This window comes from Alistipes sp. ZOR0009, assembly GCF_000798815.1.
GTDB lineage: Bacteria > Bacteroidota > Bacteroidia > Bacteroidales > ZOR0009 > Acetobacteroides.
This window is the reverse complement of sequence record NZ_JTLD01000003.1, coordinates 26,067-40,179: the sequence shown is the minus strand read 5'-3', so window position 1 is coordinate 40,179 and position 14,113 is coordinate 26,067. Positions and strand designations below refer to the sequence as shown.

3 protein-coding genes are annotated in these 14,113 nt (G+C 47.2%); 1 reads left to right on the top strand and 2 read right to left on the bottom strand.

Translation table 11 applies throughout. The features are described 5' to 3' along the window. Window positions 1-260: 260 nt before the first annotated feature. Window positions 261-1,004 carry a DUF6261 family protein gene (locus L990_RS00645; RefSeq protein ID WP_047444495.1) on the bottom strand — a complete coding sequence of 248 codons (744 nt, stop codon included), beginning with the start codon at window positions 1,002-1,004 and terminating at the stop codon, window positions 261-263. Between the two features lie 596 nt (window positions 1,005-1,600). On the opposite strand from L990_RS00645, the gene L990_RS19795 reads away from it, so the two are divergent. Then, window positions 1,601-1,756 carry a hypothetical protein gene (locus L990_RS19795; protein WP_156121260.1) on the top strand — a complete coding sequence of 52 codons (156 nt, stop codon included), beginning with the start codon at window positions 1,601-1,603 and terminating at the stop codon, window positions 1,754-1,756. Between the two features lie 340 nt (window positions 1,757-2,096). On the opposite strand, the gene L990_RS00640 is transcribed toward L990_RS19795, so the two are convergent. Beyond that, window positions 2,097-13,805, bottom strand: a complete 11,709-nt coding sequence (locus L990_RS00640) for an S-layer family protein (RefSeq protein WP_156121259.1) — start codon at window positions 13,803-13,805, stop codon at window positions 2,097-2,099. Window positions 13,806-14,113 lie beyond the last annotated feature (308 nt).

Genomic DNA, 14,113 nt, shown 5'->3' with positions numbered 1-14,113 from the left:
CCCTCATATCAGCACAAATATTAACCATTTTTTTTGAATGTCGAGTAATTCTACCCATGCTTTTAACATTAAAAAGAATAGTTAAGCTGCACCAAACAGTCGGGAACTCCCCCTGCAGAACAAGCAGAAGGAGAGGTACCACCCCTAAACAAAGAAGTAGTACCCAACGAGCTGAGCTTTCTCAGCAGCAGACAGCACAAAAAAAGCCATCGTCCCTTGGGACAATGGCTCTTTTTAAACCACAGTAGCAGCCGTTGCCGCTACTTCTTTGGAGCGCTCATATCTTTTTTTGCATTCTCAAGGCGGGTAGCCTTACCTCTAACGGTGGCCCGCTTGGCTAGGGTAAGCACGTTAAGCTGCTTCACCATATCTTCGAGCTGCGGATCGTCTGAGGTAAGCAGTAGCCCCTCGATGGCTGTTACTAGCTTAGTGAACTCCACACCAACCTGCTTTAGCGCCTTCGTGGGAGATATCTTCTTATTTTCAGCTCTTGCCTTAATACATAGCGCATCTGCCTTCTCGAACTCAACCTGCGATGCAATAAGTGCCGCGTAAGCCTTATCGGCCCCAACAAGCGCTATTGCCTCAACCAACTCAGGATCCTTTAAGGCACCAATGAGCCCCGTAAGCGAGGTCGAAAACTTATCGGCTGGCTTGGACTGCATACGCCATCCGTGGAGCCTAATGGTACGTACTAGCTTTACGGCTGCGCTACGCTCGGCAACCTCGTTGCTCTGCATGCCCGACTCAACAATACCCCTAAAGCGTAAATAGTTCGAACCGCGTTCCAGGTGCTTCTCCTTACGGTTGGCGGTTATTCCGGTAAGGTCAATCTTGGTGGTTGCATCTACCGCCTGCTGTACCGCTACCTTAAAGGGGGTATGGCTCTTTGCTAGCGCTTTCTGCAAATTTGGGAAAAGGGCAATAATAACCAACCACTCCATGGTGTAGCTCACGGCCTCGTTGTTTCCCAACCTCTTTAACTCGAGATGCTCAAGTTCCATAAGTCTCAATGTTTTTTTAATTTGAAAACAATTTACGGCAACTCTTTTAAATGGACGTAATTTTTATACATTTTTTTTTAATACGCCATTAATATTTTTTTTCGGCATCCCGATTCTGCCGACGAATCAGGAGAAGGAGCTAGGTGCCATACCACATTTAAGGGTTTTCCCGATACAGCAATAAAAAGCAGCAGCTACACCATATCCTCAATATTGGAACCAACATGCATTATAAAAGTTCATTATGTAGCGTGAAATTTTTAGCACATAGAAAATATAATTGCAAGGTATTCCCCAAACAGAATAGGGATACCACTACCTAACTCTTCGCCATACCGCAATGGTATCGGGGGCATATGGGCCAACGACGGTGTCGTTGCGCATGCGGAATTGCGGCAACGTTGCCTCCAAAAGCTAAATCCCGTTTCGGGATTTAGCTTTTGTACCCTCCTGATACAGAATTCCGCATGCGCAACAGCGCATTTGTACCCTCTGTCCATACCGTTGCGCATGCGGAATTTAGCTTTCAGAGGCTCTAAATATAAAATTCCGTTAACGGAATAGCGCATTTGTACCCACAAGCGACACAATTCCGCATGCGCAACAACGCTGCAGCTGCCAATAGCCAGCCCGATATGTACACCGAACAAAGGAGCTGCTGCCAGCAGGAGGATAAATCGGCAAGGGCAATAAAACAGCAGCAGGAGCTGAGCCTACAGCTCGGGGTTAACGCTACAAGTAAAATTCAGTAGCCCCATGTTCAAATTTAGGCTATGCGATACACAAAGAGTCTGCCTCTACCCAAACTCACCTAAAATAGCGCTGCATTCGATTAGGAGATGCCCGCCTACGTGGGCATCTCCTAATCGAGCTTGTAATTGTTGATCTCAGACATGCAAACATGGAGGCCCCCATCTTTACCAGCTAGCGCTTAAGCAGCATGCCGCCTGCTTTATGCTAAGGCAAATAACCTCGCCTACCAAACGTCAAGAACCCTTCAGATAACCTCAAAACAAGCAAACGAGCATAAAAAAAAGCCCTAGGGCATTACTCCTAGGGCGCTGGTTCTCGCTGTGCTACATCAGTAGAGGCCTACTTAGCCACGTTGTTTCCAACATGGAAGGGTGGGCCTGTTTGCACCCTCCTAAAGATAGTAATTGGTATGTTTAGAGATGTTGAACATCCATTAGAAAGATTTAAAACGGTCACCTTTACGGTCGTATCCAGCGTGGTTGGGTTGGGTGCCGACGAGGGGAATAGCGTGGCGTTATCGAGCCAAGTGGCCGATATCTGGCTAACATCTACCCCGTTGGCTGGGGTAAATCCACCAAGTCCGTTCATATTCCAGGTATACGACTGTCCCGCATCGGCAGTTACCTTCAGCACGGTAGTTCCCTCGGCGCACCCCAGCGGTTTGGCAAATCCCGAAGGAATGCAAACGGGATCGAGGGTTACCGTAGGTGGCGGTATTACCGTTACGTTTACCGTACGCGGATCGCTGGTGGCACCACAACTGTTGGTAGCCGTAACGCTAAGCGTACCGCTGGTAGAGGTACCGCTAAAGTCGAGGCTCACGCTGCTGCTGCTGCCGGTAATGGTTACCCCTCCGCCAGAGTACGACCAGGTATAGGAAGTTCCGGGTTGGTTGGGCACCGAGTATATCTTTCCGGTAGAGCCTTGGCATACGTTCTTGGGCGATGCGGTAAATGCACCTGGCTTTTGCGACATCAACGGGAAGGCAATCACCACATCGTCGGTAGATTTACAGGTTCCGTTGGTAATCGTCCAACGCAGCGTATAGGTATTACCCGCAATACCAATAAACTCGCTACTGCTGCTGTTGGAGTTTATTACGTTACCACCAGCACCCGAAACGATAGACCAAGCACCAGCGTATGGCGCTGGATTGTTTGCATTTAGATATACGTGCGTGCTGCTACACTGCGACTGATCGATACCCGCATTGGATGCCGTTGGCGACTGGTAGGCCGTTGCAGTAGAGGTATTTACCACACCCGTCAAAGCACCTCCATTGTACTTAAATGTAAGCAGCTTATACTCTCCAAAAGTGTTAGTTGGAATAGAATAAGGCATAGCATTGATGGTTATAGGAGCCTGAACAGTTCCGTCTATACTATAGGTTATGGTATATGGGAAAGAGATGGCCGTGTACGCAGTTACCTTTACCGGAATACCCGAGCTACCACATACCGAAGGCCCCGGATTAAGGGAGGCTATAGGACGTGTAGACGAAACTGTAGCGGTAGTAAAACGGGCATAAGAAGATGGTATGGTAAGCCACGAGCTGGTAGCAACGTCTCCTAACGAGCTAGAACCAGAAGCGGTAGAAGCCTGCTCCTCCCACTTAGAAGTTCCGGTATTATATAAGGCAACTCGCATGTCTGGCATTCCATTTATGGTCATCAGCGGATTTAGATCGCTCTGGGTATCCCATCCCAGCTTAATTTTGCCAGGAGCCGAGGCAATACTTTCAGGCCTAACTGTCCAATATTCGGTCTGATTCACATCCACTAAAGGAGCCGTAGCGGAAGCATAGGTTGCATTTGGCGAGAAGTACTCCACTGTCCAGTAGAGAGACGATGCGGCATTGGAGTAAACCGTTACAGGATGGCTCAAGTCCGTTCCCTTACCTACTGGGTACTGGAAGTAGCTACCAGGAAGAATACGCGCCTGCAGAGGCCCATTAACAAACGATTCGGGCGTTCCGTTAACAGGTATTGCCGCACCAACGCCACCAAATACATAAAGCTTATTGGCTGTAGAAGTGGTTACATTACCCTTAGTAAGCAGCAGCTTTGCCGTTGCAATGTTACCATTAGCACCAATGGTAACTCCCGTACTGTTGTTAATCTCCAAGGTGGCAAATACGCATGTGCCAGCAAAGTCTCCCAATGGACCTCCTATAGTTTGAGGCGTAGTCCCCGAAAGGCTAACAATGGCATTAGGGCCCGATCCACATAAAAAGAAACCGGTACCGTAACGTTCCACTGTTCCCAGCATGGTTAGCTTACGGTTGCTAACGCTATTATCCACCGTTGGCCCATTAATTACAAATCGACGGCAAATGGTAAGATCCTTCGCTGGTAAAATACGGTTCCCTGTTCCCGAGAATACCATATTAGGTACCGCATCAAACTGGCTGGCAATAACGGTATAGGTACCATCACCACCATACTCGATGGTTCCATTGTTCGAGCAGTCTAAAAAGCTGTCAAAGTTACCTGCAGGAAGGTTCCCGGCTTCCAGATAAATGGTTCCAGTACCATCTACATTACCGAGGTTGTGGCCAAAGAAGGGCTTCACCATCTTGAGCTTTCCGTTTATGGTAGTTTGGTAGGCAAAGCAATAGCTGGCATCCGCCGTCACCTCGTGGTCGATAATTACGTTAAATCCGTTAGGACCACCAGCAGGACATGGAGGCGAAGCACCAACGGGCTCCCAGGTGGCCACATCGGTCCAGCTGCCGTTCTTAACCGATCGGTAGCTGGGCACATCGTCTGGTAAAGCAGGGTCCAGACCAGCGGTATAGTCGCCAGAGAGGTTGCTTACCCCGTTAAAGTTAAACCTTGCCTGGTGCAGTGTTTCATCGACATTATCGGTAGCTGCACCCGTGGTAGCCTTACTCCAGAAGGAGCCGGGTAGCATTAGGTTGGCCGCTACGTAGTCGGCTTCTGGACCACCAGCAACATCACCAGCGAGATACTGATAGGTAACACTCCCCTTAAAGCCCGTAATCCCCGAACTTTCGGTTTTCCAGTAGTAATGCAGCACGTTATTCGGATCGAGAACGGCCGGGTGGTTACTATTAACTGCCATTATGTTTATATAGCCCACCGTTGAGCTGGCTGTGATATTCAAGATGGCTGGCGTGTACTTACCATTTACTCCAATGGGGAAGGTAAATGCAGCCGCAGGATTGCTGGCAAAGAACTTGCGCATCCCCAAGTTGCTGGCAACACCATCTGTAACAACCATCTTGGTAACGTCGAATGGTGCGCCACCAATGCTGCTGGTTTGCGATAAGGTAAGCTGGTACTGGTTAATATCAAATATACCCTTGCTAAGCACAAGGTCGTTTTGCAGCGATATGCTACTTAAGCTTCTTGCTCCAGCGGCATTATCGAGCATCAGACGCCCAAAGCTTCCGCTACCAGATACCAGCTGCTTAGCGGTCCCCTGAAGGACAACCCCGTTGCTATTATTATCGGTATAGGCACCGTTATTTACAAGGTCGCCTTTTAGCGTTAGCCTGTTGGCTCCCAAGTTTAGCGCACCGCTGGTTATGGTAAGATCGTCGTTAACCGTAAAATTCTTCGAAACAGCAAGCGTGCTCACTGGCGAAACTACCATATCGTAGAAGTCGGTAGTAGAGGTACCGGTGATCGTTTGCGTATTTCCGTTAAATGTGGTGGTGTTGGTACCGTAGGTATAGGTACCGTTGTTCGTAAAGTTACCACCTATAGTTACGTTTCGGTTGTTGGCAACGAAGATACTATTGGTATTACTTAAGGTTAAATTCCCCTTCAAGGTAAGCGGACTAACCATAAGCGTAAGCGTAGCATTACGTGCTGTTGCCGCGGTTTTCCCCGTTACAAAAAGGTTATTCAGCGCAATATTACTCTCTAGCATATAATTCTGAACGGCATCAATGGTTGTGCCACTCGCAGGAGTTTGCGTAAAGATGATATCTCCGCCCGAAACGGCACCGCTGGCCGGACGAAGGTAGAGATCGCCAAAGGTGGTTCCTCCGCCACGTACAACGGAAAGCGTTCCTCCGCTCATATTAAAGGAGCTTCCAGCATTTAGCACCTCGAGCTTAGCACGTGTTGCTATAGGATTATTGCCATACACCGTAACAGCACCTCCCGTTTGCGTGTACTTAAGTACCCCAACTGTTGACGATACGTTTCGACGTATTTGCCCGTTTACAAATAGCGAACCGCCGTTTACCTCAATCTCCGATAGCCCACCACCAGAATATTCGATATCGCTATTGTTGGTTGTACCACCCGGGTTACCAACATACACCAAACCTTTGTTGATGGTTAGCTTACCATCGAGGTATAAATCGTTCACATCCGATGCCGCATTAGCTATAAGTATTCTCCTATTACCCGAGTTGGCATAGTCGATAAATAGCCCAGCGGTAGATGGTATCGAGAATGGCGTTGTGGTGCTAATGGTAAAATCCGAATTCGGATTATTTCGAGTATAGCGTAACGTACCATTCTTAAGAGTTAGCCAGTTATCTGTAAGCGTGCCTAATGTGCCTGCTACATCAACCGTAAAAGTTGTGCTCTGCGATGTCCCCTTATCAATAGTAAGCTTATTTAGAATGGTGGTTGGGGTGCCAGAGGTGTTGGTTAACGCTGCATTGTTACCACCGGTAAAGGTAAGGTTGCAGTAGTAAGCACCATTGCGTAGGGTTACATTATTATTATTGATTAAGCTATCACCAATAACCATTGTATTAGGCATAGGAGCTCCACCAGGAGTTCCTCCACCAGCAACCAAGCAGTTGATATTCCCATTTGCAGGAGCAACAACAACATCGCCATCGACTATTAGATGCTGAGGTGCCTTATCGTCCATAAACATAAAGGTTCCCGAAAGGACGTTGAGATTTCCCTTTATACGCACCGTCTTTTCGATAGTAGGATTATAAGCATTGGAGTAGTTGTAGCTCGAATAGTTGGTATTCCAGCTCATACATATCCAAGAAAGGTTGTTATTATCGCTACTTGTACAGGTCAAGTCGCCATTAACGGTTATATATGCGCTATTGGGAAGCACAAGGTTGTCGCCATTGTATGCCGTAAGTATCAAATTACCGTAGGAGGTAACGTTAGACGGTAAGATATAAATAGCGCCAGACTTACCATCTGTATCATAATACTCGGTAGTTCCCTTGTTATTATTAAAGTCAGAGAAATCTCCAGATGGGAACGAGAAAAATTGAGGCGTAGAAGTAACCGTAACCTTTGGAGCAGTAACCCGAACTAGCCCATTCCCGTTAGGATGGTTAATTACCATACCATAGTTCCCTGCAGTATATGTAAACAAATCGAGGGCAGAACCTTTCTCGATCTGCAAGCTGGCACATCCACCTACATAAGCACTGGGGATTGGTGTAGCAACAGTCCCCTTATTCAAGGATACAACATCGTTACCTCCAATAATAACAATGTCATTAATTGTAGGATACGATGCAGCAGCAGTGCCACTATGCCCCGTTAGCGACCAGGTGGCATTATTATCCCATGCCCCCGACTGCCTACTATAGTATTTCGTTGGAGTACCAAAAGGATTAGTTGGCGTATCATCACCCGCGGTATAGTCGCCATCGATAAAGGCTTTACTGTTAAGGAATGCACCTCCAACTATATTATTGGTCTCGTCTACTTCGGCTGCGACTCCCTTAGTCCAAGATGTGGTACTTGCAACATAACGAGCAGGAACGTACCCCACTTCTGTAGGATCAGCACCAGCCGCCACCACATCTGCCTGGTCGTAGGTATATGAGTGGGTTACCGTTGCGGCACCCAAGGTAAAGTTGTTCGATTTAACTCTCCAGAAGTAGGTTAACGTGCGTCCGTTGCTGGTTGTTGCAGGATGCTCGTACCCAACTGGGTTTACGGTAATAGTTCCGTAGGCCGATGGGTTACCGTTAACAGTAAGCGTTGCTGGCGAGTAAACAGGTGCCGCATGTCGGGTAGAAACCGTACCAATAGGAAATAGGAAAGACTTTGATGCGGCCGAGTACTCGCGGGTAATACCACCATCACCCAAGCTACCTGCGGTAACAACATAGCGCGTTGGGCCCGCATTGGCAATAAACGATGACGCATTAAGCCTTAAGCCGAATGTCTTTATATCAAAAAGTTTATTCTGCGATAGCGTTAGCACCCCATTAACGGCAATACTGCTGGCCAACGATATGGGAGCAGCGGCCGAGTTCGTATTGTTTAGATCGAGATTTTGAAAAACACCGGTACCATCGCCGTCAATCACCTGCGGATCGGTGTCGCTTAGGCGAATCTTTCCGGCACCCGCATGTACACCACTATTATATAGGTACGATGTGGTGGTAGTGGCAGAAGCAACCATGTCTATCAGCTTACCTCCATCATTCAGCGTTCCTTTCAAAATCATTAGCGAGTCGGCAACGTTGATGGTAGCCTGCGACCCGATAAGCGTAAGGATGCTTCCAGCGGGCTTATCCACCTTCAGCTTCTTTAGCGGCAATGCCGCTGCGGTGTTTACCTCCATCTGCTGGTTGCCGGCACCGTTAAGCACGGTCCAGTTATTACCCGTTGTATAGGTAGAGCCCGACGAGATGGAGAAATTACCACCAACAGAAACATTCAGGTTGTTAGCATTGAATGAGGCGGTACTTAACGTAAAATCGTTTTGCACCACCAGCGATGGGTAGCCTGTGTTTAACCTCACTTCGCTCGTACTGCTAGGACGCCTTACCGTTAAGTTGGCAAAAGGGGCGTTGGACGAGAGTAACCATGTAGGCTGATCGCCCAATACGGTACCGGCCGTAGGAATCAGCTCTACCGTACCACCCGAAACGTTTATATTTCCAGGCGAGGAGAAGATATCAATAGCCTTCCCTCCCACTATATCGTAAATGCTCATGGTACCCGCCGACATCGAAAAGACGTTGGAAGGGTCTTCTAAGCTAAATACGGCCTTAGATCCATCGGTAGAGCTAACCGTACGAGCGGTATTAACCGTAGCAGCTGAAGATGCAGCCAAGTCTTGAGGAGTGCCATACGCAGCAGGTGTGCGCTGGAATCGACCACGTAGGATAAACTGCCCGCCAGTTTGAATGTACGACGACTTACCGGTGCTTGCACCTCCCGATCTGAACTGCTTTGCATCTACCACCCCACCGTTTACAATAAACTGAGAGGAGGCATCTGTCCACGTAACAATACCTGTAGACTCACGGGTAGAGAGGTATCCGTCATTAACCTGAACTTTACCAAGAATGGATAACGCCTCGTAGGAACCATCGTCTACATCAATACCATAGGCAGCATCGGAACCTCCTGTTAAGCCATAGGCGGCATTTACCTCCCTGTAGCTATCGGCAGTAACCAGCACAATCGCGTTAGGGTTGTCTAATACAAGCGCACCATTGGCAGGGATAAAATAGTCGCCGTTGGGTGTTCCTCCCGCATCGCTTTCGGTTAGCGAGGGTATTATTGAAAATCCAGAAAGCACCAACGAACCATTTCTAATCCACAACGCCTTTTGAATGTTGGGATTGTCGGCCGTTGCTGGTGCGGCGATATATCCGGCTCTGTCGTTGCGCCCATACAGCCTAAAGTTTTGGTAGGCCGAAGGGGTAACCGTTAGCGAGTAGGTCTGATCGGCTCCCTTATCCACAACCATGTTGTAGAATATGGTAACACCTTCGCAGGTAACAGCGTTGTTAGCCTCGCCCTGAAAGTAAACCGTCGCAAAACCATCGGCAGGATTAGCATTATATACAGGGAAAGTCTGGTTGGTAAAGCGCACATCTCCGCGGTTGACAAAGTCACCCTTTAGCACTACCCTATGCGAGTAGCGATCGTAGTAGTCGATAAATGGGGGTGTACCGCTAGGTGCTTGGTTGGTTTGTCCTTTACCTACGCTAACTTTTCCTGCGGCATCAACCGTAATATCTCCGTTAACGGTAAGCTCTCGGCGTGCGGTTGATGCATCATCGTTTATTTTAAAGTTTCCCTGCTTTACATACAGGTTCCCAAATACTGTAAGATTATTCTTCTGCGTTGCAACAGCCGCTACATCTGTATTAATGGTAAGGTTATTGAATGTAGCTTGAGCAAGTGGCAGATCGAAGCTTGCGCTATTATTGTACTCCACCGTACCACCACCAGCTTGCACCAGCGTATTGGTTGGCGCAGTTGGGAAGTTGGAGGAGGCAAGCTTCAAGGTACCTTGCCCACGCAGCGCAAGAAGATTTGTTGGTGTACCTGTAAACTTGTAGGCTCCCATATCAAGGAAACCTCCATTATCGATGGTTACATCCAAATTCTTATCGGCCACATCGGCAGTAAGCGTAATGGTACGACCAGTCAGCACCACTACCCTATCGTTATATCCCGGTATTGCACTACCTATCTGTAGCGTTCCACTAGGATCGGAAGTCCATGATGTGGGCTGATTCCAATCACCCGTTTGGTAAGAGTAGAAGGTACGGTACCCCATGGTCCACCAACCCGACAAAGCGGTGGTACCTGTAATGGTAAACGAAGTGCCACTGAAAGATTGCGTTCCACTCAAAGGAGGGTTTTGCCATGTAGCTCCGTTATCGGGAGAGAAGGAGATGCTAGGCATGGCTCCATTTAACTCGTCGGCTGCATAGGTAAAGGTTGCTGTAGCATTGGTAACCGCAGCACTAGGCTTCAACTCCCAGTATTTTTTTATGTAGCTGGGGTTAATTGCAGAAGGAATAGCCCTTACCTGTATGTTGGATGGGTAGATCGTGGCTATACTTGATATGGTTACCGGAGAATAGTAACCTCCCGAACCAACAGGGTAGGCTATCTGCAAGCCCGCCACGGCTGCTGCATTCTTTTGAAGGAAACCAACACCGTTGGTAGATATCATATTGGTACTACTAAATGGAGCACCTGCGGTAATAGCAGTAGCTGCAGTATTGGCTAAGGTTAGATTATATCCAGCCAACTCGAGCACTGCTCCATTCAGAATAAGGTTTGTATTAACCGTAACATTACCAGCTAGCGTCTTAGTTCCGCCCCCTTCTACCTCTACATTATTGTAGGGGACATTTAACGCGGGGATATCCTGCGCCCCAGTTCCATTAAAGCTAACCGTACTACCGGTTGTCGTATAGCTATTAGTTCCTTTTGTAAATACTCCGCTAATCGAAATTGTTCCTGTACTAGCCAATGTTCGTGCTCCACTACTTGAACTTGTAAGGTTATAGAAGCTGTAAGCGCCAATAGTTTGCGCACCTGTTCCCGAATAGTTTACTGTATTAGGGTTCGAAGCGAGATCAAGCATTCCTGTTAGTGTAAAAGGAGTTGTAGCAGTAACACTAAGCGATGCAGGTGTTGTTGCGTTTCCGTTGGTAAAATTACCAGCCCCCGATATGGCACCACTCACCGTCAACCCGTTACTTGTAAGGTTGGTTAGCGTCTTACCTGCCGTAGCAACTACAATACTGGGTATGGTTATGGCAGAGTTACCATCGATGGTTTGATCGTTAGTGTCAAACGTGTACGCTCCACCAGTAAACGTTCCATCTACAGTTAGTCCCCCTCTAAAGGAGGTGGGCTGATTTACATTCCATACCCCAGAAGCGTTGGTGGAAACTCTTCCGACAAAAAGGTTAGTACCTCCTGCGGTACCATCAATAAGTTGACCATTGGCATCTACAACCGTTGTTCCATTTACGGTAAAGTTAAATCCAGCAAGGTTCAACCCAAACTTATTGGTAGATGATGTCCCCGCTATATATAGGTTACCACTAACGGTAGTGTTACCAGAGAGGCTTGCCGTCACAGCTGCCGTTAATGAGGATGAGCTTAACGTTAAGTTACCAAACGACTGGTTAAGGCCTGCAGGAGCAGTGTTGGTAGTACCCGTAACGCTACAGGTAGAGGTAGGATTCCACGTAGCGTTAGGAATTGTTCCTCCATTACGCGCATGAGTATAGGTAGAGTTTGCATAGAAGTTAAAGAGAAATGCCGAAGAAGTAACAATACCCGCATTTACAAGAGTCCCTTTTACGACTCCTGTAGATAGAAGTCCCATGGTAAGGTTTACATTGTTAACTCCTGTATTGCCTACGGTGAGCGTAGTACCAGCTGCAATATCAAGATCATCTCCACTACCTCCCCCTATAGTTAAAACTCTATCGGCACCAGCAAGAGGCTGAAGGGTAACGTTTGACCCATTAACGAGTAGTAGCCTCGCTACTGTTTCTGCAGGAACGCCTGTTGCTACTGCAGCACCTGCGTTATCGAAAAGCAGGATATCTGTAGTTTGAGGCGAAAGACGGGCAGGCGTCCAACTCGAAGGATCGGTATAGCTTGCGGTTGCATTAGGTTTATTCCACGTATAGGTTACGGGGCCATTTACTCTTCCTGTAAAAGAGCTCCCGTTAAGTGGTGCCGTTGTTTCAGTGCCACCTGTTATGGTTATGGCAGTAGTAGGAGATACAGGAGTTGTATTATACTGCGTCCAGAGCGATCCATCCCATCTATTAACACGCACATTGGCAACCGCACCAACCACATCTGCTGCAGCATTGAGGTAGTTAAATGTTGCGGTATAGGTATAAGTTCCACTACCAGCCTGATCGTCAGTAAACGACCAATAACGAGTAAGGTAATCAGTAGCGGTAGCATCGTTTGGATGCTTAGCGTCTGTAACCTTAACACCAATAGTTCGCTGCTGAGTATTTGCTGTAAATACTAAGTTTATAGGAGAATAGTTGATTCCATCACCAACAGGTAGCGTATAGGAGGCAGTCGCTCCTGCTGCAAATACCTTCTTCAGCTGCCCAGTACCACTTGCATTTACGTGGTTGGAGGAGTTAAGAGTACCTCCTACAGCTGCAGTCCCTGCTAATGTTAGGTTACTTGCACCTAGTACAACTTCTCCACTAGTAAGCGTTAGCGTACCACCTATAGTAACATCTCCGGTAAGCGACTTGTTTCCGCCTCCATTAATGGTTAAGTTACGGTAGTTAGGGCTTGGAAATATGTCCTGATTTCCGGCTCTGTTATAAGTTATAGTTGAAGCTGCAGTACCTGTTACCAACGACCCTATGCTATTTGACGCGCCTCCAAGATTCAACGAGTGCGTCTGGTTGCTCGGACTCATATCTATAGCTCCATCTCCCATAAGGTTGCCAACGACGGTTATCGTCCTTGCATTCGCCGCATCAAAAAGAAGGGTACTGCTATTAACAGACAATGTCCCATTTATAGTTATGTTAGCAGAAGGGAGTGTTTTACTGCCCCCTGTAGAAGTAGCAAGATTATAATAGGTGTAACTCCCAACATTCTGGCTTCCATTCCCGTTATAGTTAACCGTTCCGGTGTTTGCCGTATATACCGAAGGGGTAAAACTCCCACCAACATTGATGATTCCAGTATTGGCAGTAACCGTCCCAGTAACAAAATTACCAACAACATTGATAGTGCCGCCTCCTGTAAAGGCAATAGAATTTCTATTAGCGTTTGCGTCCATTGCAATGCTCCCCGAGGCATTCAACGTTCCTGTTCCAATAGTAACAACGGCATCGCGACTATCATTCCCAGAATTACTACTCGACAACGTTGCACAACTAAGAGAGCCGGCTCCTACATTAAGGCTACTATTTACATTCGCAGAAGAAGATGGCGTAATGGTAACACCTCCTAGCACCGAAATTACATTCGCAGCACCAATAGTCATGCTGGTATTACTCGAAGTAGCAATAATAGCGAGAGAACCAATGGCATTAGCCGGAGAAACATCCAACGTAACATTGGTGTTATTCTGAATGGTTACCACTCCCACCAAAGGATTTTGACCTGGATAGTCGGTAGAAGTTGCCCCAACCCAAGTTCCTGCAGTCACACATCGCTCCCAGTTAGCAGCACTACTCCAATTCCACGCTCCTGTAACTTTCGTCCGATAATCGCCAACATTTTGTCCCGAACACCAGTAAGGCAAAGAAAAGACAAATAGCAACAATAAAATTCTTAACCCTCGGTTAGTAGTAGATACAAAAATCCCCTTACCCATAGCCAACATGGTAAATTAAAGAAAGAGTGTTTAAACAATACAAAGCCTTGAAATAAGGCTTATTAGAGGATAGTAGTAATGATTAAAATAAATTCTGCACTAACCCACCACACATATCTCTCGCACTAGTACAAACATTAACTTTATTTCGCAAATTTAAATAGGTAGTACTTCCTATTTTACAACAAAAACATCTTTTTAGGAGGATAACTATCGAAACTTAAGAATACATAGTCAAAACCGTGATGCAGCCATTGCAGCACAATGCATATAATTTATAGCGCCGAAGAAACGTGCAAGCTATGATT